The following is a 20,875-nucleotide window of genomic DNA, read 5'->3' as shown; positions in this document are numbered from 1 at the left end:
AGCCGGTGTCAGGCAGGTTATGGGCCCGTTTTCTTTGCTGGAAGGCGGGAATAGAGGCATCGAGATGGCGCAGTTCGATTCAGGATATCAGGCGGCCTATGGCGCTGGGGATCCCCAGCCCGAGACCTATGGGCTTCCGGCAGAACAGGTTTCCAAAGCGGTAAAATGGGCCGGGGCGGGGCTGTCGCTCGCGCTCATGGCCGGGCTCGGCTTCTGGGGCTACAAGCTCGCGCTGCGCGATGTGACGGGCGTGCCCGTGGTGCGCGCGCTGGAAGGGCCGATGCGCATCGCGCCTTCTGATCCCGGCGGCCAGCTCGCCGATCACGTGGGCCTTGCAGTGAACGCCGTGCAGGCACAGGGCGAGGCCGAGGGCATGGCCGAGGAAGTGGCGCTCGCGCCCGTGGCCGTGGATGTGATCGACGCCGATAACGCAGGCCTCGCGCCGCGCCCGGATGGCATCGCCCGAGGCGAGCGCACACCGGTGGCCGCCGCAACCGTTCAGCCCGCTAAAGCCGCAGCCCCTGCCGACACACAAGCCGAGGCCATTCTGGCGCTCGCCGATCAGATCGCCGCGCAGGCCGAGCCGCTTGGGCAGGTCGCGCCTAATGCGGTCGCCGCACCCTCGCCGCAGGCCGAAGCCGAGGCGCTGCAGGCCGAGGAAACCGACACCATCGAACTCGCCGCCGTGAACCCGGACGTCATTCCCGCCTCCGTGCCGGGCGTGGCCCGCTCGATCCTGCCGCGCCCGCGCCCTGCCGGGCTCAAAGCCACGCCGCAGGGGCCGCTGGCCGAGGAAGAGGGCTCGGCCGATGGCGCGCTGGAAGTGCCGATGGAGCAGATCGCGCCGGGCACGAGCCTCGTGCAGCTTGGCGCCTTTGACACGCTCGACACCGCCCGCAACGAATGGAGCCGGCTGGCCGCGAGCCTGTCGGACTACCTTGATCCCAAGGCCCGCGTGATCGAGAAGGCCGAGCGCGGCGGCAAGGTGTTCTACCGCCTGCGCGCCGCCGGTTTCGAGGACATCAACGACGCCCGCCGCTTCTGCTCCGCGCTGCAGGCCGAAGGGGCCGAATGTATCCCGGTCATCTACCGATGAGTGCTCAGGGTGCGGTGATCTTCGGCTGCGAAGGGCTGGCCGTCACTCCGGAGGAACAGGCATTCTTTGCCGAAGCCCAGCCGTGGGGCTTCATCCTTTTCGCGCGCAACGTGGAAAGCCCGGCGCAGCTGGTGCGGCTTACAAGTGATCTGCGCGCCGCCGTGGGCCGCGATGTGCCGGTGTTCATCGATCAGGAAGGCGGCCGCGTGCAGCGCATGCGCGCGCCCCATTGGCGCGAGTGGCTGCCGCCGCTGGAGGAGGTCGCCCGCGCTGGCACCTCTGCCGATCGCGCACTCTTCCTGCGCTACCGGCTGATCGCAGCGGAACTGCGCGCCGTGGGGATCGATGGCAATTGCTCGCCCTGCGCCGATGTCGCCACGCCGCACACGCACCCGGTTCTGCGCAACCGCTGCCTGTCCTCGGATGCGGGCGAGGTCGCGCGGCTGGCGCGGGTTGTGGCCGAGGCGCATCTGGCCGGAGGCGTGCTGCCGGTGCTCAAACATATCCCCGGCCATGGCCGCGCGAGCCTTGACAGCCACAAGGAATTGCCGCGCGTTTCCGCTCTGAAGCGTGAGCTGCAAGCCGTTGATTTTGCACCCTTCAAGGCGCTTTCCGACCTGCCGCTCGGAATGAGCGCGCATATCGTTTTCGAAGACATTGCGCCTGATGGCCCAGCCACCACATCGCCTACGATGGTGCGGCTGATCCGCGAGGAGATCGGCTTTGACGGCCTCCTGATGACCGATGACCTCTCGATGGAGGCCCTCTCGGGCAGCGTCTCTGAGCGCGCCCGCGCCTCGCTGGCGGCGGGCTGTGACATGATCCTGCATTGCAACGGCAAACTGCCCGAGATGGAGGCCATCGCCGCTGAGGCCGGAGCGCTTGGGGGCGCAGCCCTTGCCCGCGCAAAAGCCGCCATGGCCGCGCGGCGCGCGCCGGAACCGGCGGATCTGGAGGCGCTTCTGGCGGAGCATGAAGCACTCTTAAGGGTGCCCGCCCCATGAGCGAGGATTTCTTCTCGGAAGACGAACGCGCCCGCGTTCAGGCAAGGCTCGAAGCCGAAGCTCTGATTGTGGATGTGGACGGATTCGAGGGGCCTCTGGATTTGCTGCTGACGCTCTCGCGCACCCAGAAAGTGGATCTGCGCAAGATCAGCGTGTTGCAACTGGCCGAGCAATATCTGGCCTTCGTGGAGAAAGCCAAGGCGCTGCGGCTGGAGCTGGCAGCGGATTACCTCGTGATGGCGGCCTGGCTCGCCTTCCTGAAATCACGCCTGCTGCTGCCGCCTGATCCCAGCGAAGAGGGGCCCTCGGGCGAGGAACTCGCCGCGCATCTGGCCTTCCAGCTCGAGCGCCTGCAGGCGATGCGCGAAAGCGCCGCCAAGCTGATGGCGCGCGATCAGATGGGCCGCGATTTCTTCGCGCGTGGCATCCCCGAAGACATGACGCGCGTGCGCCGGGTGACCTATACGGCCACGCTTTTGGACCTGATGCAGGCCTATGCCCGTATCCGCACCAAGGATGAATTCCGCCCCTTCGTGATGGACCGGGAGTCGATCCTCACCATGGAGCAGGCACTGGAGCGGATGCGCGGGCTGATCGGCTTTGCCGGTGACTGGACGGATATCTCCTCCTACCTGCCGGACGGCTGGGAAAAAGACCCGGCTCGCCGCCGCTCGGCCACGGCGGCCACCTTCGCGGCCTCGCTGGAGCTGGTGAAATCCGGCCGCGCCGAGATCCGCCAATCCGAGACATTTGCGCCCATTCAGCTGCGCAGGAAAGCGAACCCCGATGGCTGACGAGAACATGAGCGACACCCAGCAAGAGGCTTTGGAAAAAGAGAAAAGCCTGTTTGAGGCTCCGCCGATGGGGGAGCAGGAGCGCATGGTGGAAGCGATCCTTTTCGCCACCGCCGAACCCGTGAGCCTGCGCGAGTTGGAAAGCCGGATGCCCCATGGCTCGGATCCGGCCGAGGCGCTTCAACACCTGCGCAAACGCTACGAGGGGCGCGGGGTGCGGGTGGTGAAAGTCGGCGACAACTGGGCGATCCGCACTGCGCCCGATCTCGGCTTTCTGATGCAGAAGGAAACGGTGGAAACCCGCAAGCTTTCGCGCGCCGCGATCGAGACGCTGGCCATCGTCGCCTATCACCAGCCCGTCACCCGCGCCGAGATCGAGGAGATCCGCGGCGTCTCTGTGAGCCGGGGCACCATTGACCAATTGATCGAAATGGAATGGATTCGCTTCGGCCGCAGGCGTATGACTCCGGGCAGGCCGGTGACATTCGTCGTCACGCAGGGCTTCCTTGATCACTTCGCGCTGGAAAGCGCGCGCGATCTGCCGGGGCTCAAGGATCTGCGGGCTGCAGGGTTGCTGGACAACCGCCCGCTGCCTTCGTCGCTGCCCGGCGCGCCGGAGCCGGACGAGGACGACGATATGGACCTTCTGGAAGGTCAGAGCGAACTTTTCGAGGATTGAGGAGCGATCCGATGAAACCCGAACAAATGATCCGCATGTTCCTGCGCCCCTTCATCGGGCGTTTCATCAATGCCGGTGTGAACAAGGGCATCGATGCCACGCTCGGCAAGGGCAAGAGCTTCGAAGAAATGACGCCCGAGGAGCGCAAGCAGGTCAGAGCTGCCCGGAAGGGGACGAAACAGGCCCGCAAGGCGGCGCGGATGGCGCGGCGGATGAACCGCTTCTGACCGCCAGCCAGCGCGCGAAGACGGCCTCGCTGAGCCCCAGCACCGCCAGAACGGCTGCGGCCAGCGCGCAGAGCGGTAGCCCGCCCATGGCAAAGAGCCGCTCGCCTGCGAGCGAGGCCACGAAAACGCTCACATACATCACCGTCGAATTCAGCCCCATGATCGCCCCGCGTTGTGCGGGCGCGATGGCGGTGAGGCGGCTCACCGTCAGATTCAACCCGAGGTGCTGCAGGATGCCCCAGACGAAGGCAAAGCCGGGCAGGGCGGCGTAATGGCCCATCTGGCTTGCGAAGATCACGTAGAAGACGGCCAGCAGGGAGAAGACGATCGCAAGCCCCCGGCGTGGACCGGTGCGGTCCAGCAGGGGATCGAGCAGCATCGCACTGGCAAAGCCCGCGCCATAGAAGAGCGTGATCAGCCCGGAATCACGCACAGGGCGGCTCAGGGCCACGTCCAGATGTGCGCCGAGGTAGGTGTAGATCACGTAAAACCCGGTGCCCAGCATGGCGACCGCGTAAAGCCCCGGCTTCACGCCGGGAATGCGCAAGGCGGCGGCCGGGCGCGTGGGTTTGCCGCGCGGGGCGGGCTCTGACAGGGGCAGGCGGGTCAGCGCGAAGGCGCAGAGCAGCGAAAGCCCCGCCAGAAGCGCGTAGACGCTGCGCCAGCCGGCAAATTCCGCAAGGAAAGCCGAGAGCGTCACCCCGCCCACCATGGAGAGTGTCCAGCCCGATAAAACCTGCCCGATCACCCGGCTTTCCTGCCCCCTTGGCGCCACATGGGCGGCAAGGCTGTAGGCGGCGGGCAGGCCCACGCCCGCGCCGATCCCGGCCAGCGCCTGCGCGGCGGAAAGCGTGGCCACATTCACCGAAAGCGCGCTGCAGGTGAGCCCCGCAGCCATGGCGAGCGCGGCCCAGAACAGGGCGCGGTCCGCGCCGATCCTGTCGGCCTGCGGCGCGATCAGCAGCGCGGCCAGCGCCACGCCCAGCCCGTAGATCCCGGCGGCGATCATTACGCCCGCGGCACTCTCTGCCCCAAGGCCCGCGGCCACGGCGCCCGCAATGGGAGACAGCACCAACGAGTTGGAGCCGATCACGCCGACGGTCACAGTAAGCAGAAGAATCGCGCGCTTCATATGTATTGCCTTGAATGAGGTTCAGTGTTTTCTTCTATTGATCGAACTGTTTTCGGACAAAAGGATTCCCGCAGATGGCGCAAAAAACAGACAGCCTTCAGAAACGCAGTGGCCCAATGCGGGAGGTGGATGCGGTTGACCGAAGAATATTAGGCGAATTGGCGCGCGATGCCAGCCAGAGCTTCGCGCAACTCGGTGAGGCAGTGGGGCTCTCGGCCCCGGCGGTGCACGAGCGGGTGAAGCGGCTCAAGGCGCAGGGCGTGATCAAGGGGACCGTGGCACAGCTCGATGGCGCGCGGCTGGGCAAGCCCTTGCTGGCCTTTGTTCATGTGACCACCAAGGGCTGGGGCAAGACCCGCGCGCTGATGGCGCTGGCGGATTTGCCGGAGGTGGAGGAAATCCACTCCGCCACCGGTGATACCTGCCTGATCATGAAGGTGCGCGTGGCTTCCTCGCTGGCGCTGGAGGGGTTGCTGTCGCGCATCTACGACCTGCCCGAAGTGCGCGGCACCCAGACCTATGTGGCACTTTCCACCCATCTGGAGCGCAGCCCGCAGGCCGAAGTCACAGTGGCGCTGGAGGCGATGGAAACCCTGCGATGAGGCGCGCCATGGGGTGACGCAACGGAAAGGGATCTGATCTCGTTACATTGATGAAAATGAACGGGTTTTCCCCTTGCTGTGTCCACAGTTCTGCCCGATTTCCCGCCTAGGGTTGCGCCGTGCAAAAGAAGGTTTCCCCATGCCCGAGTTCATTGTTTACACGCTGCCGGAATCGCAGATCACCATCTCCGGCGGGCAGCAGCTGTCCGGGATTTCGCAAGGCAGCGGCGTGCATCTCGCGGGGCAGACGATCACGCTGAACTCCAATGCCTGGGAGCCGGTGACGATCACCGATACCGATGATTTCTTTGGCGATTCCGACAGCAGCCAGACGCTGACCAATGCGATCACCTATGATGGCACGGCCTATGATGCCGGGCGGCGGGTGGAGGCGGAATATACGCTCACCGTGGAAGATCCCGACGGCAACCAATACACGCTGATCGGCTTCAACATCAACGAACCGGGTGTCACGAGCTACGCCACCGTGGAGGGGCTCGCCTTTATCGGTGGCGAAGGGGAGTTTCCGCCCATTGGCGTGCCGCTCACGGTTGTCAGCACCGCCGAGGGCCCCGGCGGCACCACCACTGGCTATGACACCTACGCCACGCCGCCTTGTTTCCTGCCCGGCACACGGATCGAAACCGATCGCGGCTGCCTGCCCGTGGAGGCCCTGCGGCCGGGCGATCGGGTGATGACACAGGACAACGGTTTTCAACCGCTTGTCTGGGTCGGTCAGGCACGCATCACGCGCCGTGCGGCGGCCCGCAAGGAAGCGCTGCGCCCGATCCTGATCGCGGCAGGCGCGCTCGGCGGCGGCCTGCCTGAGCGCGATCTCATGGTCTCGCCACAGCACCGGATGCTGTTTGAGGACTGGCGCGCGGAGCTTGCCACGGGCGAAGAGCGCCTGCTGGTGGCGGCGCTGCATCTCGTGGGCCAGCCCGGCATCAGCGCCGTGCTTCCGGCGGGCGATGTGACCTACCACCATATCATGTGCGCCGAGCATCAGATCATCTGCGCCGAAGGCTGCTGGACGGAGAGCTTCCGCCCCGGCCTCGAGGTGCTGGACACGTTTGAAGCCGCCGTGCGCGATGAGCTGCTGTCGCTCTTTCCGCAACTCGCGCAGGGGCAGGGCAGCGCGCCCGCCGCGCGGCTGGCCACACACTACGAAGCGGCGGTGATGCTGGCCGGTTAGGGCCTCTCGCGCCGCTTAAGGCGCGCGGAAATGCTTGGAGAGCTTGAGTCCTTGGCCCTGATAGTTCGAGGCAATGCCTGCGCCATAAAGCTGCGCGGGCACCTCGGCCATGCGCTCATACACGAGCCGCCCCACGATCTGCCCGTGTTCCAGCACGAACGGCGCTTCATGACAGCGCACTTCCAGCACCCCGCGTGAGCCTGCGCCACCAGCTGCGGCATGGCCGAAGCCCGGATCGAAGAAGCCCGCGTAATGCACGCGGAATTCGCCGACCATGGCAAGGTACGGCGCCATCTCGGCGGCGCAATCGGGCGGGATATGCACAGCCTCGCGGCTCACGAGGATGTAGAATGCGCCCGGATCAAGGATGATGCGCCCCTCGGAGGTGCGGATCGGCTCCCAGAATTCGGCCGGATCGTAGTGGCCGATCCGGTCCAGATCCACGACGCCCGTGTGCGGCTTGGCGCGGTAGCCCACCAGATCGCTGCCCTCGGGGCGCAGATCCACCGAAAAGCCCAAGCCATCGTCAATATGGGCCGCGCCCGAGACAAGCCCGACATCGGCGTGCATCGCCTGCAGCGTAGCATCGGAAAGCACGGCCTGCCCGGAGCGGAAGCGGATCTGGTTCAGCCGCATGCCGGGGCGCACCAGCACCGAGAAGGAGCGGGGGCAGATCTCGGCATAGAGCGGGCCTTGGTAGCCGGGCGCGATACGGTCAAATTCCACGCCGCCATCGGTGATGGTGCGGGTCAGAAGATCCATGCGGCCCGTGGAGGATTTCGCATTGGCCACCGCCTGCACGCCCTCCGGCAGGCGCAGGCTTTCCATCAGCGGCACGACGTAGACGCAGCCCTTTTCCAGCACAGCGCCGCCTGAGAGATCCACGCGGTGCATCTCGAACTCTGCAAGGCGCTCGGCAACGGTGCGGCCATGGCCCGCAAGGAAGGACGCGCGCACGCGGTAGGCCACATGGCCCAGCCGCAGATCAAGCGAGGCAGGTTGAATCTGGTCGGGAAGGATCGCAGGATCGCCAGCCAAGGTGCCGTTTTCGATCATCTTTTCGATGGTCTGACAGGGCAGTACGCCGGTTCCGCTCATCGGTCCTCCCAAGGCATTCAGCAGATAGCAAAACGCCCGCGGCCTGTTTGCACAGGTGCGGGCGGTTTTGATTTGGTCGGGCTAGCAGGACTCGAACCTGCGACCTTCCGTCCCCCAGACGGACGCGCTACCAGGCTGCGCCATAGCCCGACTTGAGGCTCTTCATACTGGTTTTGGCGGCAGGGGCAAGGGCCAATTGCGCGGTTATTTTTCATTATTTCGGGCCAGTGGCGCGTCCATCTGGGCCCGCAGCTTGCGCAGCCGCTCATAGAGCGGGCGCAGCGCTTCGGCATCGGCCTTCGTGCGTGCTTGCAGCGCGGCGCGCAGGCGGGGAATGCGGCCCAAATCCTCGGCTACCACAGGTGTCGGTTCAGGTGCAGTGGGCGAAACCGCGTCCGGTGCTGGGGCCTCAGTGGCAGCGGGCGCTTCAGGCTCAGGCTTAGGTTCGGGCGCTGCGAAAAGATCCTGCTGCACAAGCTTGGGCGAATTGGCGGCGGCGGGCACATCTGCAAGGATGTCGGGCTTGGGGGCAGGGGCGGTGCCGCGCGCCGTGACCCGGTCCATCGCCGATTTGACCGAGGCCGCATCGCTCTTTTCAGCCGCTTCGCCCTCGATCGGGCGCGACAGGCCGGAGACCTCTTTCACGCCCTGATCGCGTAAAACCTGCTGGGCTTCCTTGATCGACAGCCCGTCTTCATGGAGAAGTTTCTTCAGCCCGCCCAGAAGCAGCATGTCGTTCGGGCGGTAGTAACGCCGCCCGCCGGCGCGCTTGATCGGCTTCACCTGCGTGAAGCGGCTTTCCCAGAATCGCAGCACATGGGCCGGGGTGTCCAGCCAGTCCGACACTTCGGAGATCGTCCGGAAGGCGTCTGCGGATTTCGCCATTGTGCTCGTCCCGTTGCTTGCGGCTTGTCGTGCTTAGCTTTTGTTCCCTGCCGCCACGCGATCTTTCATCAGATGCGAGGGGCGGAATGTCAGCACGCGCCGGGGGTGGATCGGCACCTCTTCCCCGGTTTTCGGGTTTCGGCCAACACGGGCGGCTTTGTCGCGCACGCCGAAGGTGCCGAAAGAGGAGATTTTCACCGTCTCCCCGGCGACAAGTGCGTCGGACATGTGATCCAGCACGGCCTCGACCAGTTGCGCCGATTCATTGCGGCTGAGCCCGACTTCCTGAAATACGGCCTCGCTCAGATCCATACGCGTCAATGTTTTCGGACTCATACCATCCCCCTATCTATCCGCGCAGAATAAGGGGCGGGGAAATTCCGAGTCAATATCAACCACTTGTCAGGGCAGCTTCATTTGCCTTTACCAGCGGATGACGACCGCTCCCCAGGCCAATCCGCCGCCGATTGCCTCGGTGACAACCAGATCGCCTTCCTTGATCTGCCCGCGCGCTTTGCCAACCGAGAGCGCGAGGGGAATCGAGGCGGCGGAGGTGTTGCCGTGATCCTGTACCGTCACCACCACATGGCTCATCGGAATCTTCATCTTCTGGGCGGTGCCCTTGATGATACGCAGGTTGGCCTGATGCGGCACGATCCAGTCCACGTCTTCCGAGGTAAGCCCGGCCTTCTCAAGCACGGTGTTGGCCGTGGTGCAGAGCTTTTCCACCGCGTGGCGGAACACTTCCTTGCCGACCATGCGCAGGTGGCCCGTGCTCTGCGTGGAGACGCCACCGTCCACGTAGAGCAGATCCTTGTAGCGCCCGTCGGAGTTCAGATCCGTGGCGAGGATGCCGCGATCCGCGCTGGTGCCATCGCCGTCCTGCGCCTCAAGGATCAACGCGCCCGCGCCGTCGCCAAAGAGCACGCAGGTGCCGCGATCTTCCCAGTCCATAAGGCGCGAAAACGTCTCGGCCCCGATCACCAGCACGCGCTTGGCCTGCCCGGAGACGATCAGAGCATTGGCGTTGGTGAGCGCATAGACAAAACCCGCGCAGACGGCCTGCACATCGAAAGCGAATCCCTGCTCCATCCCCAGCTTGGCCTGCACCATGGTGGCGGCGGAGGGGAATGTGAAATCGGGCGTGGAAGTGGCCACGACGATGGCGTCCAGATCGGCCGCCGTCAGCCCGGCGTCGGCCAGTGCGGCCTCTGCGGCCTTGGTGGCCATATCCGACGTGGTTTCGCCTTCGGCGGCGAAATGGCGGCGCTCGATGCCCGAACGGGAGCGAATCCATTCGTCCGATGTGTCGAGGGTTTTTTCGAATTCGCTGTTGGGAACGATGCGTTCCGGCAGGTAGTGGCCAATCCCCGTGGCCACGGCGCGTAGTGTCATTGGTTTTTACCGGTCAGCTGACTGCTCAGGAGTTGGCGCATCATGTCGTGACGTTACGGCAGATGCAACCCGAGCGGTGAGCTTTTCGGTGAAACCGGACTGGGCCAGCGTGAAGGCAAGTTTGATGGCGGCAGAGACGCCGGTGGCATCCGCCGAGCCGTGGGATTTCACCACGGTGCCGTTGAGCCCGAGGAAGACGCCGCCATTCACACGGCGCGGATCGATGCGCTTTTGCAGGCGCTTGAGCGAGGTCAGCGCCAGAAGCGCTGCGAGGCGGGAGAGCGGCGAGAATTTGAAGGCCTCGCGCAGCAATTCGCTGATCAGGCGGGCGGTGCCTTCGCCGGTTTTCAGCGCCACGTTGCCGGTGAACCCGTCGGTGACGATCACATCGACGCGGGCCGAGGGAATGTCGCCACCTTCCACGAAGCCGACATAATCGAAATTGGCCTCTTCGGCCTTTTCCTGAATCAGCTCCTGCGCGGCTTTCAGTTCGGCGCGGCCCTTGTGCTCTTCGGTGCCCACGTTCAGCAGGCCGATGCGGGGGCGGGCCAGCCCCATGCCGTTGCGGGCGTAGGAGGCCCCCATCAGCGCGTATTGCAAAAGATCTTCGGCGTCGGCCTTGATGTCGGCGCCCACGTCGAGCATCACGTTGAAGCCGCCGGGGTTGCGCGAGGGCCAGAGGCAGGCAATCGCCGGGCGGTTCACGCCGGGGATCTTGCGCAGGCGGATCATAGACACGGCCATGAGCGCGCCGGTGTTGCCACAGGACACGCAGGCCGTGGCCTCACCATTGCGTACGGCGTCAATCGCCGACCACATGGAGGTGTTCTTGCCGTTGCGCATCACGTGGGACGGTTTGGCGTCCATCGTGACAACCTCGGCGCAATCGCGGATCTCGCAGCGCTCAGCGAGGCCGCGTTTCTTGCCGATCAGCTTTTTCAGGATCTTGGCGTCGCCATGCACGATGAAGCCGATCTCGGCGTTCTTCGCGGCAGATTTGGCAATGCCGGCAACAACAGCTGCCGGCCCCTGGTCTCCGCCCATGGCGTCGACCGATATGATCGTGCGGCGCACACCCGGGTCTTGCGTGGTTTGGATTTCCGTCGCCATGCCCGGGCGCGTCACAAAAACGCCGGCTTACGCCGCGTCTTCTTCGTCCAGATCGATCTCGTCGGCCTGAGCGACCACTTCGCGATCATCGTAGTGACCGCAAGCGCCACACACGTGGTGCGGACGTTTCAGTTCGCCGCAGTTCGGGCATTCGGCCGGGTTGCCTGCAACCAGGGCGTCGTGCGAGCGGCGCTGACCGCGGCGGGACCGCGTGATTTTATTCTGAGGGACAGCCATGTCTCAACCTCGAAGCTAGGAGGGGCGTACCCCTGATTTCCCGGGTTTTTCGGCTACATACGCTACCGCGCTGCCCGAGTCCAACCCATCATGTAAACGAGGCCGGGAACATACTGCGATTCACGGCCAGCGCAAGTGTTTTCTTGAACCCTTAATTCTCGCCTTTTTTGAGGCTGTCGCGCAGGGCCGAAAGGCCTGCAAAAGGGCGTGCGTCTTCGTCCCTCATGGGCGCTTTTCCCGGCTCTGTAAAGACCTGGTTTTCCATCGTCGCCCCATCGGCGCGCGGATAGAGCGGCAGCGCCAGCGCCAGCGCCTCGGCCATCACGATGCCCGCATCGATCACCTCGGAGAGCGGCTCGGTGCTGTCGTCTTCACTGAGTTCGACTTCCTCTTCTTCCGGCGCGGCGTAGTCGGCGGAGAAGTGGCGGTGTACGGGTTCTTCAAGGCGGGTCGTCACGGGATCGAGCGTCACCACGCAGGGCTGCACGACGGTGGCGCCCAGATGGCCCTCTAAAATCCAGTCGCGTTTGCCGCGCGGGGTCAGCTTACCCTCAAAGCGCAGTTTCTTCACGCCACTGATGCCCAGCTCCTGCGCCAGCGCGGTGCGGGCTTCGGCAGAGGGCTCGATCACGAAGCGGGTGGGTTTCTTCTGCGAAAGATCGGCCACCGCAAATCGCTGTGGTCCGCCGCCCTTGGGGTGCTCTGCCTGTGTCATCTCGCGTCATCCATTCTTGAACCGGTGCCATTCCTTCTGTAAAGCCGGATACGAGGCAAGCAAAGGCAAGACAAGAGGGACGGAATGCGCAAAGGCTGGATCGCCGGTAAAAGCGTCGCGGCACTGGGCCTTGCCCTGTGGCTCACCGCCTGCTCCTCAACGTACCAGAACCACGGCTTTGCCCCAAGCGAGCTTGATCTCGCGCAGGTGACGGTGGGCGTCGACACGCGCGACACGATGGCGGAGCTGTTCGGCGAGCCGTCGATCTCGGGCGTGGTGGGCGATGACACCTGGTTCTACGTCGGCTCGCGCTGGCGCCACTTCGCCTATCGCGCGCCGGAAGTGATCGACCGCCAGCTGGTGGCGGTAAGCTTCTCGGAAGATGGCGTGATCCAGAACATCGAGCGTTTCGGGCTGGAAGACGGCCGCGTCGTTACTCTGAACCGCCGCGTGACCGAGACCAACATCGCCAACGTGAACCTGATCACCCAGATCCTCAACAGCGTCGGCAACGTGACCTCTGACCAGCTGCTGGGCAACTGACGCGCGCCGCAAGACGCGACGCGCTAGGGCGAGGCGTCAGGCTTCGTCGTCGGGTTTGAAATCCAACGCCACACCGTTGATGCAGTAGCGCAAGCCCGTGGGGGCGGGGCCATCTGGGAAGACATGGCCCAGATGCGCATCGCAGCGGGTGCAATGCACCTCGGTGCGGCGCATGAAGAGGCGGCGGTCTTCCTGCGTGCCGATGGGCGCATCTTCCAGTGGGGCGTAGAAACTGGGCCAGCCGGAGCCGGACTCGTATTTCGTTTCCTGCCCGAAGAGCGGCGCGCCGCAGCAGACGCAAGCGAAGCGTCCCGGCGATTTCGGGAAATCCTCATGGGTGCGCGCGCGTTCGGTGCCGTGTTTGCGCGTCACCTTATAGGCAAGATCGGAAAGCTGGGCGCGCCATTCGGCGTCTGACTTGGTGATTTTGTCCATATCTGGCCCTTTCGTTCAAATGCCTGTCACATCTTGTGTGATAGAGGCGATGGCAACATACTTAGGCCGTGGGCGCGCGTGCGCCAAGGCAGCGAGGGATCACGATGTCGGGTATCTCCAGAGGCCGTTACGTGGTGCGGTTTGCAGAGAGCGAAGCCGATGTGCGCGCCGCACAGGCGCTGCGCTACAAGGCCTTCATCCAGGCCAGCGGCGCGCAGGCCGGGGGCGTGCGGGCCGACGGGATCGAGGCTGACGACTTCGATGAGGCCTGTACCCATGTGCTCGTAGAGGAGGCCGCAAGCGGGCGGCTGGTGTGCTGTTTCCGGCTGCTGACACTGGCCGACGGTGGCGAAATCAACCGCAGCTACGCCGCGCAATACTATGAATTGTCAGGGCTTTCCTCCTTCGATGCGCCGATGGTCGAGATGGGGCGTTTCTGCGTGGACCCCGCTTGCCATGATCCGGACATTCCCCGCATCGCCTGGGCCGCACTGACCCGCTTTGTGGACGACAACGGGGTGCGGATGCTCTTTGGCTGCTCTTCCTTCAAGGGCACCGAGACCGAGGCCTACCGCGATGCCTTCGCCCTGCTGAAAGAGCGCCACCTTGGCCCCAAACGCTTTCTGCCCAAGGTGAAAGCGCCCAATGTCTTCCGCTTTGCCCAGCGGCTGCGCCGCGAGCCGGACGCGCGGCGGGCACAGCAGGGCATGCCGCCTTTGTTGCGCAGCTACCTGTTGATGGGGGGCTGGGTGTCGGATCACGCGGTGGTGGACCGGGATCTGAACACGCTGCATGTGTTCACCGGCCTCGACGTGGCCGCGATCCCGCCTGCGCGCAAGCGGCTGCTGCGGGCCGTGGTGGGTTAGAGTGGGTTCCGCCGGGGCCTATTTCCCGGCGCGCATCTCCTGAACTTCGGCGCGCAAGGCCCTGATTTCAGAAAGAATCAGTTCGTTCTCCGTCATCATCGCATCGCGTTCGGCCCGCGCCGTGGCCTCATGCTCGCTCTGCATCGCGTCCACGATCACACCGATGAAAAGGTTGAGCACGGTGAAGGCCGTCATGATGATGAAGGGTACAAATAGCATCCACGCGTAGGGGAAGACCTCCATCACCGGGCGCACGATGCCCATGGACCAGCTTTCCAGCGTCATGATTTGAAACAGCGTATAGGCCGAGGCCGAAAGCGTGCCGAACCAATCCGGGAAAGCCTGCGCGAAGAGCTTCGTGGAAATCACGGAAAACACGAAGAAAACCAGCCCCAGCAGCAGCACGATACTGCCCATGCCGGGCAGGGCGGAGAGCAGGCCGCCCACCACGCGCCGCATCGCCGGAACGGAGGAGACAAGCCGCAACACCCGCAGGATGCGGAAGGCCCGCAGCGCCGAAAGGCTGCCGGTGGCCGGGATCAGGGCGATGGCGACGATGCAGAAATCGAAGATCCGCCAGGGATCGCGCCAGAAGCCGCGGAAATCGACGATCAGCCGGGCGGCGATCTCCAGCACGAAAATGCCGAGGATGGCCTTGTCGAGCGCGTAAAGCAGGCCGCCGAAGCGGGCCATCACCGCCGGGTAGGTCTCCATGGCGAGGCAGATCGCGTTGATAACGATCAGGGCCATGATGACGCGGTCAAACCACGGGTTTTGGATCAGGCGGGCAAGGCGGGCGCGCATGGGGATCTCCGGCGAGGGGCGTTGCGCGTCTAACTCGGTGTTTGGCCGCCATTTCGCAAGGGGCTTTTGCTGATTGTGCAGGCCAAAGGCGGCAGAGCCCCGCCGATTGGGGGTATTTTTTGACGATTTCCCTTTGGCCTTTGCCGTGGTTTTCCCTATCTAAAGGAAAAGCGTCGGAAAACCGTTTCCGGCAGAAAAGCTCACCACCCCCGGCTGCAATCGGGGCAGCGCAAACGGGGATGGCATGGCCGCGGGTCACGATGAAGCGAAGGGCAACGGGTTTGTCGGCTGGCTGCCTGTGGTGCTGTCGGCCGGTATTTTCGCATTTTTCCTGCGGTTCCTGCCGCAAATCGCAGCCGGAGAGACACTGCGCACCGCTTTCGCCTGGGCGCCAAGCCTCGGGGTGGAGCTGTCTTTCCTCGTCGACGGGCTGAGCCTGACCTTCGCGCTGCTGATCTCGGGCATTGGCACCTTCGTTCTGCTCTATTCCAACAGCTATCTGGCGGGGCACCCGCAATACGGCCGCTTTGCGCTTTATCTCTTCAGCTTCATGCTCTCGATGCTCGGGCTTGTGCTTTCGGACAACCTGATCGGTCTCTTCGTGTTCTGGGAGCTGACGACGCTCACCTCTTACCTGTTGATCGGGTTTGACAACGAAAGCCCCAAATCCCGCCGCTCCGCGCTGCAGGCGCTGCTGCTGACGGGGGCAGGGGGACTTGCGATGCTCGCGGGGCTGATCCTGCTGGGCGCGGTCGGCGGCAGTTTCGAGATCAGCCAGCTTGTGCCGCAGGCTGAGGCGATCAAGGGCGATGCGCTCTACCTGCCGATCCTGATCCTGATCCTTGCGGGCACCTTCACCAAATCCGCGCAGGTGCCGTTTCACTTCTGGCTGCCCAACGCCATGGCCGCGCCGACGCCGGTTTCGGCCTTCCTGCACTCCGCCACCATGGTGAAGGCTGGCGTATACCTGATGGCGCGGCTTCATCCGGTGCTCTCGGGCACCGATGTCTGGTTCTGGACGCTGACGATCTTTGGCGCGGTCACGGCGGTGTTCACCTCTTTCCTGTCGCTGCGGCAGGACGATCTGAAACAAGCGCTGGCCTATTCCACGCTGATGGCGCTTGGCACGCTCACCATGCTGCTTGCGCCGTCCTCGGGCTACGCCATCACCGCCTTCGCGACCTTCCTCGTGGTGCATTCGCTCTACAAGGCCGCGCTGTTCCTCATTGTGGGCTGCGTGGATCACGGCACCGGCACGCGCGATGCGGACCTTCTGGGCGGGCTCGCACGCGCCATGCCCTTCACCGCTTTCGCCGCCGCGCTTGCGGGGCTGTCTATGGCGGGCCTTCCGCCCTTCATCGGCTATATCGGCAAGGAGCTGATCTACGCCAACACGATCACGGCGGGCGATGCCGCCACCTTCGTCACCTTCATGGCGCTGGCCGCCAATGCCTTGATGTTCGCGGTGGCGGGCGTCGTGGCGCTGCGGCCCTTCTGGGGCAAGAAGGGCGAGACGCCGCTCAAGCCCCATGAGGCAAGCTGGGCGATGCTCGCAGGCCCCATCGTGCTGGCCCTGCTGGGGCTCGCCTTCGGCCTGATGCCGCTCTGGGCGGAGGTGAATTTCACCACCCCCACCGTGGCCGCCATTCTGGGAGACGCCAGCAAGGCCAAGCACCTGCATCTCTGGGCGGGCGTCAACACCGAGCTTATGCTCAGCCTCGCCACCTTCGCCATCGGCTTCATCCTGCTGCTGGCCTACACCCCCGTGCGCCGCCTGCTGGAGCGCGCCGATGCGGCCACACCGAGCTTTGACAACGGCTGGGACAACATCCTCAATGGCCTCTACAAGGCGGCCAAATGGCAGACGCGCATCCTGCAATCGGGCAACCTGCAGCGCTACCTCTTCACCATCTTTGCGACTTTCGTCATCGCCGTCGGCGGCACCATGATCCTCAAAGGCGCGGTGAACCTTGGCGTCGCCATCGACGAGGCCAACAGCCCGCGCCACTGGCCCGAACTGGTGCTGATCATCGTTGCCGCTCTGGTGACGGCCACCTCCCGCTCGCGCATGCTCGCCGTGGCCGCGCTTGGGGTGCAGGGGATCGGCGTGGCGCTGATCTTCATCTCGTTCGGCGCGCCGGATGTGGCCATCACCCAGCTGCTGGTCGAGACCCTCGTCGTGGTGCTGGTGGCCGTGGCCATGCTGAGCCTGCCCTTCCTTGATGAACGCGGCAAAAACGATCACCGCCCGAAAGACATGGTGCTGGCGGTGCTGATGGGGGTGGTTGTCTCCTTCGTGCTGATCGGCGTGCTGCAGGGCCACCTGGATCTGCGCCTCACCGAATACTTTGAGAAAACAGCTGCACCGGAGGCCTTCGGACGCAACATCGTCAATGTGATCCTCGTGGACTTCCGCGCAATCGACACTTTCGGCGAGATCGCGGTGATCGTGGTGGCGGCGCTCTCGGCCTATGCTCTGCTGCGCACCACCGACAACAGCCGCGACCGCGATGAGGAAGAGGAGGAGCTGCAATGAACTCGCTGATCCTGCGCGTCGCGGCGCGCTATCTGGCCGCGATCCTGCTCGTTTTCTCGATCTACATGCTGTTTCGCGGCCACAATGAGCCCGGCGGCGGCTTTATCGGCGGGCTGATCGGGGCGACGGGCTTCATCCTTTACGCCGTGGCCTGCGGCACCAAGGAGGCCCGCGCCACGCTGATGGTGGAGCCCCAGAGCATCGCCATGGCGGGGCTCGCGGCGGCGCTTATCTCGGCCTTCGCCTCCGCCATCTTCGGCGATGCGCCTTTCACCGGGCAATGGCTGTTCATCGGCGCGACGGATGAGAGCAAGGGCATCCCCTTGAGCACCGTTCTTGTCTTTGACATCGGCGTGTATCTGGTGGTGTTCGGAGCGATCCTGACCCTTGTCTTCGCCATGGAAGAGGAGATCTGAGGGTGGAATTCCTGCTTGCCATAACCGTCGGTGTGCTGGTGGCTACGGCTGTCTACCTGATGCTTGCGCGCAATGTGCTGCGCTTCATCTTCGGGCTGATCCTGATCAGCAACGCCGCCAACCTCGTGATCTTCACCGCCGGGCGCCTGACACCCGGCGAGCCGCCGCTGATCAAGGAGGGCGCCTATGCGCCCGCAGTAGGCGTCGCCAACGCGCTGCCGCAGGCGCTGGTGCTCACCGCCATCGTGATCGGCTTTGGCCTGTTTGCCTTCGCGCTGGTGCTCGTCTACCGCGCCTATACCACCCTCGGCACGCTCTATTCCGATGAGATGGACGCCGCCGAACCGCAGGAGCCCCTGAAATGAGCTGGCTGCTGTCGCTGCCCATCCTGATCCCTTTCCTGACGGCGATCTTCGCCTTCTTCCTGCGCCGCTCGGGCCTGTGCCGCTGGGCCAGCGTGATCGGCTCGGGTGTGCTGCTCGCGGCCTCGCTCGCGCTGTTCTACGTCGTCCTGCAAGAGGGTGTGGTGGCCGCGCAGATGGGCGGCTGGCCCGCGCCCTTCGGCATCACGCTTGTGGCCGACTACTTGAGCGCCGTCATGGTGGTGATCACCGCGATCACTGCGCTGGCGGTCTCCGTTTATGCCTCCGCCGAAATCAGCGGCCGCCAGACCTATCTCGGCTACCACGCGCTGTTTCAGGTGCTGATCGCCGGGGTCTGCGGGGCCTTCCTGACGGGGGATCTGTTCAACCTCTACGTCTGGTTCGAGGTGATGCTCATCGCCTCCTTCGGCCTCTTGGTGCTGGGCGGCAAGAAAAGCCAGATCGACGCCGGGATCCGCTACGTCTCGATGAACCTCGTCTCCACGATTTTCTTCCTTTCAGGCGTTGGCTTCCTTTACGGCATGACAGGCACGCTCAACATGGCGGATCTGAGCCTTGCCGTGCAGGGCGTTGAAAACCAGTCGCTTCTCACCGTTGTGGCGATGATGTTCATGGTCGCCTTCGGGGTAAAGGCGGCGCTGTTTCCGCTCTTCTTCTGGCTGCCCGCCGCCTATCACACGCCGAGCTTTTCCGTCTCGGCCGTCTTTGCGGGGCTTCTCACCAAAGTGGGCGTCTACGCGCTGGTGCGCGCCTTCACGCTGATCTTCGTGGAGGATGTGGCCTATACCCACCAGATCCTGCTGTGGGTGGCTTGTCTCACGATGCTCACCGGCGTTCTGGGTGCGGCGGCGCAAAGCGACTTCCGCAAGATCCTGTCGTTCCATATCGTGAGCCAGATCGGCTACATGATCCTTGGCCTTGCGCTTTATACGCCGCTGGCGCTGGCCGGGAGCGTCTTCTACCTCGTCCACCACATCATCGTGAAAGGAAACCTCTTCCTGATCTCGGGCGTGGCGCGGCGGATCACCGGCTCCACCGAGCTGTCCAAGATGGGCGGGCTCTACAAGACAGCGCCTTTCCTCGCGATCCTCTTCCTGATCCCGGCCTTCTCGCTCGCCGGTTTCCCGCCGCTTTCGGGCTTCTGGGCCAAGTTCATCCTGATCAAGGCCGCGTTGGAGGTGGAGATGTGGTGGGCTGCAGGCATCGCGCTCTTCGTGGGGCTGCTGACGATCTACTCCATGACGAAGATCTGGGCGCAGGCCTTCTGGGAGCCGCACCCGGAGGAAATCAACCCGACGCTCAAGAGCCTGTCGAGCTTCGCGCAGGTGGCGCTGCTGCTGCCGATCATCGGCCTTGCGCTGCTGACGATCCTCATCGGCCTGAACCCCGAACCCTTCATGGAGTTCGCCAAAACCGCCGCCGCGCAGTTGCTGGATCCGAGCGATTACGTGCAGACTGTGCTGGGGCTGGGTGAGGAGGCCGCGCAATGAACCTTCTGCTGTTCAACGTGATGCTGGCGCTTGTCTGGGCGGCCTGGGCGGGCAGTTTCAGCCTGCTGACGCTGTTCACCGGCTTCATCATCGGCTTCGCCGTCCTGTGGCTTCTGCAGCCGCTTCTGGGCGGGAAAAACCTGTACTTCCTGCGCGCCTACTACTGGGCGCGGCTGCTGGTGATGTTCCACTACGAACTCATCGTCTCCTCGCTTGTGGTGGTGTGGGACGTGCTGACCCCCACGCAGCATTCCGTGCCGGGCATCGTGGAGGTGCCGCTGGACATCGAGACCGAGGTCGGCATCCTGCTGGTGACCAACCTGATCTCGCTCACGCCGGGCACGCTGAGCCTCGATGTCAGCGAGGACCGCAAGACGCTCTTCGTGCACGCGATGTTCTCAGACGATCCCGAGGCGCTGCGCAAGACGCTGAAAAACGGGATGGAACGCTGGGTGAAGGAGGCAATCGAAACATGACAAGCGCTGGTTTTCTTGCCTTCTCCGTGAACGCCGGTTTCGTGATGATCGTGCTGGCGCTGGTTCTGGGCTTCATCCGCCTGATCAAGGGGCCGAGCCTGCCGGATCGCGTGGTGGCGCTCGATATGATGACGATCCTCATCGTGGCCTTCTGCGGGCTCTTCGCCGTGGCGACGCGGGATCAGACCTTCCTCGATGTGGCCCTCGTGATGGCGCTCGTGGGCTTTCTGGCCACCGTGGCGCTGGCGCGCTTTGCCGAGCGCCGCGTGCGGCGGCGGCGGCGGGCGGCACGGCTGAACGAGCAGGTGGCAGAGGTTGTCGAGGCCGCCGATGAGAGCGTGAAAGGGGGCAGCGATGCTTGATATTCTGGCCGGGCTTCTGGTGCTTTCCGGCGGATTCTTCGCCTTCATCGCCGCCCTTGGCGTCTTGCGCCTGCCGGATGTTCTGGTGCGGATGCATGCCTCCACCAAGGCCGGGACGCTGGCCTGCGGCTTGATCCTCGCCGGTGCGGCGGTGGCCTTCTGGGATCTCGCCATCAGCTTCCGCGTGGTGGCCGTGGTGGCCTTCATCCTCTTCACCGCCCCCGTCGGCAGCCACATGATTGGCCGCGCCGCCGTGCGCACCGGCGTGCCGCTCTGGCGGGGCCGGGGCAAAGAGATGACGCCGGAAGACTGGGACGTGCCGGACTGACACGATCCGCCGCGGATCGGCTTCCGGACGGGGATAGAGGTTGCCCGAAAGCCCCAAATCGCATCAT

General features: G+C 64.5%; 26 protein-coding genes and 1 tRNA gene. 16 read left to right on the top strand and 11 right to left on the bottom strand.

The features are described from left to right. Positions 1-64 precede the first annotated feature (64 nt). The 5 genes from KVX96_RS11675 to KVX96_RS11655 are packed head-to-tail and all read left to right on the top strand — an operon-like array spanning position 65 to position 3,800. Positions 65-1,096, top strand: a complete 1,032-nt coding sequence (locus KVX96_RS11675) for an SPOR domain-containing protein (RefSeq protein ID WP_261194631.1) — start codon at positions 65-67, stop codon at positions 1,094-1,096. Next, complete coding sequence (gene nagZ / locus KVX96_RS11670) at positions 1,093-2,100, top strand: beta-N-acetylhexosaminidase (protein ID WP_261194629.1); 1,008 nt, start codon at positions 1,093-1,095, stop codon at positions 2,098-2,100. Before KVX96_RS11675 ends, nagZ begins: the two co-directional genes overlap by 4 nt. After that, complete coding sequence (locus tag KVX96_RS11665; protein ID WP_261194628.1) at positions 2,097-2,894, top strand: segregation and condensation protein A; 798 nt, start codon at positions 2,097-2,099, stop codon at positions 2,892-2,894. The genes nagZ and KVX96_RS11665 overlap by 4 nt, the downstream gene beginning before the upstream one ends. Beyond that, positions 2,887-3,573: an SMC-Scp complex subunit ScpB gene (scpB, locus tag KVX96_RS11660; RefSeq protein WP_409977105.1), complete on the top strand. Its 687-nt coding sequence runs from the start codon at positions 2,887-2,889 to the stop codon at positions 3,571-3,573. Before KVX96_RS11665 ends, scpB begins: the two co-directional genes overlap by 8 nt. Before the next feature lie 11 nt (positions 3,574-3,584). Then, complete coding sequence (locus KVX96_RS11655) at positions 3,585-3,800, top strand: hypothetical protein (RefSeq protein ID WP_261194626.1); 216 nt, start codon at positions 3,585-3,587, stop codon at positions 3,798-3,800. Here KVX96_RS11655 and KVX96_RS11650 read toward each other — a convergent pair. Beyond that, entirely contained in the window at positions 3,727-4,932 is a 1,206-nt protein-coding gene (locus KVX96_RS11650; RefSeq protein WP_261194624.1) for an MFS transporter, read from the bottom strand. The genes KVX96_RS11655 and KVX96_RS11650 overlap by 74 nt on opposite strands. Before the next feature lie 74 nt (positions 4,933-5,006). Between KVX96_RS11650 and KVX96_RS11645 the strand changes: the two genes are divergently transcribed. Both KVX96_RS11645 and KVX96_RS11640 read left to right on the top strand, forming a co-directional pair. Continuing rightward, positions 5,007-5,534, top strand: a complete 528-nt coding sequence (locus KVX96_RS11645) for an Lrp/AsnC family transcriptional regulator (protein WP_261194623.1) — start codon at positions 5,007-5,009, stop codon at positions 5,532-5,534. Between the two features lie 139 nt (positions 5,535-5,673). After that, complete coding sequence (locus KVX96_RS11640) at positions 5,674-6,729, top strand: Hint domain-containing protein (RefSeq protein WP_261194622.1); 1,056 nt, start codon at positions 5,674-5,676, stop codon at positions 6,727-6,729. A gap of 15 nt (positions 6,730-6,744) precedes the next feature. Here KVX96_RS11640 and KVX96_RS11635 read toward each other — a convergent pair whose 3' ends face one another. The 8 genes from KVX96_RS11635 to KVX96_RS11600 form a co-directional block, all read right to left on the bottom strand. Continuing rightward, positions 6,745-7,827, bottom strand: coding sequence for a 2'-deoxycytidine 5'-triphosphate deaminase (locus KVX96_RS11635; protein ID WP_261194621.1), 1,083 nt, complete (start codon positions 7,825-7,827; stop codon positions 6,745-6,747). Positions 7,828-7,900: 73 nt separating this feature from the next. After that, a tRNA-Pro gene (locus KVX96_RS11630) sits at positions 7,901-7,977 on the bottom strand. Positions 7,978-8,031: 54 nt separating this feature from the next. Then, positions 8,032-8,712, bottom strand: coding sequence for a MerR family transcriptional regulator (locus KVX96_RS11625; protein ID WP_261194620.1), 681 nt, complete (start codon positions 8,710-8,712; stop codon positions 8,032-8,034). 33 nt (positions 8,713-8,745) lie between these two features. Further along, positions 8,746-9,048: an integration host factor subunit alpha gene (gene ihfA / locus KVX96_RS11620; protein ID WP_261194619.1), complete on the bottom strand. Its 303-nt coding sequence runs from the start codon at positions 9,046-9,048 to the stop codon at positions 8,746-8,748. Positions 9,049-9,135: 87 nt separating this feature from the next. Continuing rightward, on the bottom strand, positions 9,136-10,107 hold the full coding sequence (locus KVX96_RS11615; RefSeq protein ID WP_261194618.1) for a beta-ketoacyl-ACP synthase III: 972 nt from the start codon (positions 10,105-10,107) through the stop codon (positions 9,136-9,138). A 6-nt stretch (positions 10,108-10,113) separates the two neighbouring features. Further along, entirely contained in the window at positions 10,114-11,217 is a 1,104-nt protein-coding gene (gene plsX / locus KVX96_RS11610; protein WP_261194617.1) for a phosphate acyltransferase PlsX, read from the bottom strand. A 27-nt stretch (positions 11,218-11,244) separates the two neighbouring features. Continuing rightward, positions 11,245-11,454, bottom strand: a complete 210-nt coding sequence (rpmF, locus tag KVX96_RS11605) for a 50S ribosomal protein L32 (RefSeq protein WP_261194616.1) — start codon at positions 11,452-11,454, stop codon at positions 11,245-11,247. A 151-nt stretch (positions 11,455-11,605) separates the two neighbouring features. Then, positions 11,606-12,169 (bottom strand): DUF177 domain-containing protein, encoded by a 564-nt coding sequence (locus KVX96_RS11600; protein ID WP_261194615.1) that lies wholly within the window; start codon positions 12,167-12,169, stop codon positions 11,606-11,608. Between the two features lie 84 nt (positions 12,170-12,253). On the opposite strand from KVX96_RS11600, the gene KVX96_RS11595 reads away from it, so the two are divergent. Beyond that, entirely contained in the window at positions 12,254-12,712 is a 459-nt protein-coding gene (locus tag KVX96_RS11595; protein WP_261194614.1) for an outer membrane protein assembly factor BamE, read from the top strand. A gap of 36 nt (positions 12,713-12,748) precedes the next feature. On the opposite strand, the gene msrB is transcribed toward KVX96_RS11595, so the two are convergent. Further along, positions 12,749-13,147, bottom strand: coding sequence for a peptide-methionine (R)-S-oxide reductase MsrB (gene msrB / locus KVX96_RS11590; RefSeq protein WP_261194613.1), 399 nt, complete (start codon positions 13,145-13,147; stop codon positions 12,749-12,751). A gap of 104 nt (positions 13,148-13,251) precedes the next feature. Between msrB and KVX96_RS11585 the strand changes: the two genes are divergently transcribed. Continuing rightward, complete coding sequence (locus KVX96_RS11585; protein WP_261194608.1) at positions 13,252-14,013, top strand: GNAT family N-acetyltransferase; 762 nt, start codon at positions 13,252-13,254, stop codon at positions 14,011-14,013. Between the two features lie 18 nt (positions 14,014-14,031). On the opposite strand, the gene KVX96_RS11580 is transcribed toward KVX96_RS11585, so the two are convergent. After that, complete coding sequence (locus KVX96_RS11580; protein WP_261194607.1) at positions 14,032-14,817, bottom strand: ion transporter; 786 nt, start codon at positions 14,815-14,817, stop codon at positions 14,032-14,034. 244 nt (positions 14,818-15,061) lie between these two features. Between KVX96_RS11580 and KVX96_RS11575 the strand changes: the two genes are divergently transcribed. From KVX96_RS11575 to mnhG, 7 genes are read left to right on the top strand one after another with little or no spacing between them, the layout of a single operon-like run. Next, on the top strand, positions 15,062-17,353 hold the full coding sequence (locus KVX96_RS11575) for a putative monovalent cation/H+ antiporter subunit A (RefSeq protein ID WP_261194606.1): 2,292 nt from the start codon (positions 15,062-15,064) through the stop codon (positions 17,351-17,353). Then, positions 17,350-17,769, top strand: a complete 420-nt coding sequence (locus KVX96_RS11570; RefSeq protein ID WP_261194605.1) for a Na+/H+ antiporter subunit B — start codon at positions 17,350-17,352, stop codon at positions 17,767-17,769. Before KVX96_RS11575 ends, KVX96_RS11570 begins: the two co-directional genes overlap by 4 nt. A gap of 2 nt (positions 17,770-17,771) precedes the next feature. Then, a complete protein-coding gene (locus KVX96_RS11565) occupies positions 17,772-18,134 on the top strand; it encodes a Na+/H+ antiporter subunit C (RefSeq protein WP_261194604.1) in 363 nt (120 codons plus the stop codon). Beyond that, positions 18,131-19,642, top strand: coding sequence for a Na+/H+ antiporter subunit D (locus KVX96_RS11560; protein ID WP_261194603.1), 1,512 nt, complete (start codon positions 18,131-18,133; stop codon positions 19,640-19,642). The genes KVX96_RS11565 and KVX96_RS11560 overlap by 4 nt, the downstream gene beginning before the upstream one ends. Next, entirely contained in the window at positions 19,639-20,118 is a 480-nt protein-coding gene (locus tag KVX96_RS11555) for a Na+/H+ antiporter subunit E (RefSeq protein ID WP_261194601.1), read from the top strand. Before KVX96_RS11560 ends, KVX96_RS11555 begins: the two co-directional genes overlap by 4 nt. Then, on the top strand, positions 20,115-20,480 hold the full coding sequence (locus tag KVX96_RS11550) for a monovalent cation/H+ antiporter complex subunit F (protein ID WP_261194599.1): 366 nt from the start codon (positions 20,115-20,117) through the stop codon (positions 20,478-20,480). Before KVX96_RS11555 ends, KVX96_RS11550 begins: the two co-directional genes overlap by 4 nt. Then, on the top strand, positions 20,473-20,808 hold the full coding sequence (gene mnhG / locus KVX96_RS11545; RefSeq protein ID WP_261194598.1) for a monovalent cation/H(+) antiporter subunit G: 336 nt from the start codon (positions 20,473-20,475) through the stop codon (positions 20,806-20,808). Before KVX96_RS11550 ends, mnhG begins: the two co-directional genes overlap by 8 nt. Positions 20,809-20,875 lie beyond the last annotated feature (67 nt).

The organism is Pseudoruegeria sp. SHC-113, assembly GCF_025376885.1.
GTDB lineage: Bacteria > Pseudomonadota > Alphaproteobacteria > Rhodobacterales > Rhodobacteraceae > Pseudoruegeria.
Note: the sequence above shows the minus strand (reverse complement) of the source record. Positions and strands in the feature narration are given on the sequence as shown.

What these genes read in the sequence shown, in the direction of transcription:
- KVX96_RS11675 (WP_261194631.1), top strand. Translation starts at nt 65, where the DNA reads ATGGCGCAGTTCGATTCAGGATATCAGGCGGCCTATGGCGCTGGGGAT.
- nagZ (WP_261194629.1), top strand. Translation starts at nt 1,093, where the DNA reads ATGAGTGCTCAGGGTGCGGTGATCTTCGGCTGCGAAGGGCTGGCCGTC.
- KVX96_RS11665 (WP_261194628.1), top strand. Translation starts at nt 2,097, where the DNA reads ATGAGCGAGGATTTCTTCTCGGAAGACGAACGCGCCCGCGTTCAGGCA.
- scpB (WP_409977105.1), top strand. Translation starts at nt 2,887, where the DNA reads ATGGCTGACGAGAACATGAGCGACACCCAGCAAGAGGCTTTGGAAAAA.
- KVX96_RS11655 (WP_261194626.1), top strand. Translation starts at nt 3,585, where the DNA reads ATGAAACCCGAACAAATGATCCGCATGTTCCTGCGCCCCTTCATCGGG.
- KVX96_RS11650 (WP_261194624.1), bottom strand. Translation starts at nt 4,932, where the DNA reads ATGAAGCGCGCGATTCTTCTGCTTACTGTGACCGTCGGCGTGATCGGC.
- KVX96_RS11645 (WP_261194623.1), top strand. Translation starts at nt 5,007, where the DNA reads ATGGCGCAAAAAACAGACAGCCTTCAGAAACGCAGTGGCCCAATGCGG.
- KVX96_RS11640 (WP_261194622.1), top strand. Translation starts at nt 5,674, where the DNA reads ATGCCCGAGTTCATTGTTTACACGCTGCCGGAATCGCAGATCACCATC.
- KVX96_RS11635 (WP_261194621.1), bottom strand. Translation starts at nt 7,827, where the DNA reads ATGAGCGGAACCGGCGTACTGCCCTGTCAGACCATCGAAAAGATGATC.
- KVX96_RS11625 (WP_261194620.1), bottom strand. Translation starts at nt 8,712, where the DNA reads ATGGCGAAATCCGCAGACGCCTTCCGGACGATCTCCGAAGTGTCGGAC.
- ihfA (WP_261194619.1), bottom strand. Translation starts at nt 9,048, where the DNA reads ATGAGTCCGAAAACATTGACGCGTATGGATCTGAGCGAGGCCGTATTT.
- KVX96_RS11615 (WP_261194618.1), bottom strand. Translation starts at nt 10,107, where the DNA reads ATGACACTACGCGCCGTGGCCACGGGGATTGGCCACTACCTGCCGGAA.
- plsX (WP_261194617.1), bottom strand. Translation starts at nt 11,217, where the DNA reads ATGGCGACGGAAATCCAAACCACGCAAGACCCGGGTGTGCGCCGCACG.
- rpmF (WP_261194616.1), bottom strand. Translation starts at nt 11,454, where the DNA reads ATGGCTGTCCCTCAGAATAAAATCACGCGGTCCCGCCGCGGTCAGCGC.
- KVX96_RS11600 (WP_261194615.1), bottom strand. Translation starts at nt 12,169, where the DNA reads ATGACACAGGCAGAGCACCCCAAGGGCGGCGGACCACAGCGATTTGCG.
- KVX96_RS11595 (WP_261194614.1), top strand. Translation starts at nt 12,254, where the DNA reads ATGCGCAAAGGCTGGATCGCCGGTAAAAGCGTCGCGGCACTGGGCCTT.
- msrB (WP_261194613.1), bottom strand. Translation starts at nt 13,147, where the DNA reads ATGGACAAAATCACCAAGTCAGACGCCGAATGGCGCGCCCAGCTTTCC.
- KVX96_RS11585 (WP_261194608.1), top strand. Translation starts at nt 13,252, where the DNA reads ATGTCGGGTATCTCCAGAGGCCGTTACGTGGTGCGGTTTGCAGAGAGC.
- KVX96_RS11580 (WP_261194607.1), bottom strand. Translation starts at nt 14,817, where the DNA reads ATGCGCGCCCGCCTTGCCCGCCTGATCCAAAACCCGTGGTTTGACCGC.
- KVX96_RS11575 (WP_261194606.1), top strand. Translation starts at nt 15,062, where the DNA reads ATGGCCGCGGGTCACGATGAAGCGAAGGGCAACGGGTTTGTCGGCTGG.
- KVX96_RS11570 (WP_261194605.1), top strand. Translation starts at nt 17,350, where the DNA reads ATGAACTCGCTGATCCTGCGCGTCGCGGCGCGCTATCTGGCCGCGATC.
- KVX96_RS11560 (WP_261194603.1), top strand. Translation starts at nt 18,131, where the DNA reads ATGAGCTGGCTGCTGTCGCTGCCCATCCTGATCCCTTTCCTGACGGCG.
- KVX96_RS11555 (WP_261194601.1), top strand. Translation starts at nt 19,639, where the DNA reads ATGAACCTTCTGCTGTTCAACGTGATGCTGGCGCTTGTCTGGGCGGCC.
- KVX96_RS11550 (WP_261194599.1), top strand. Translation starts at nt 20,115, where the DNA reads ATGACAAGCGCTGGTTTTCTTGCCTTCTCCGTGAACGCCGGTTTCGTG.
- mnhG (WP_261194598.1), top strand. Translation starts at nt 20,473, where the DNA reads ATGCTTGATATTCTGGCCGGGCTTCTGGTGCTTTCCGGCGGATTCTTC.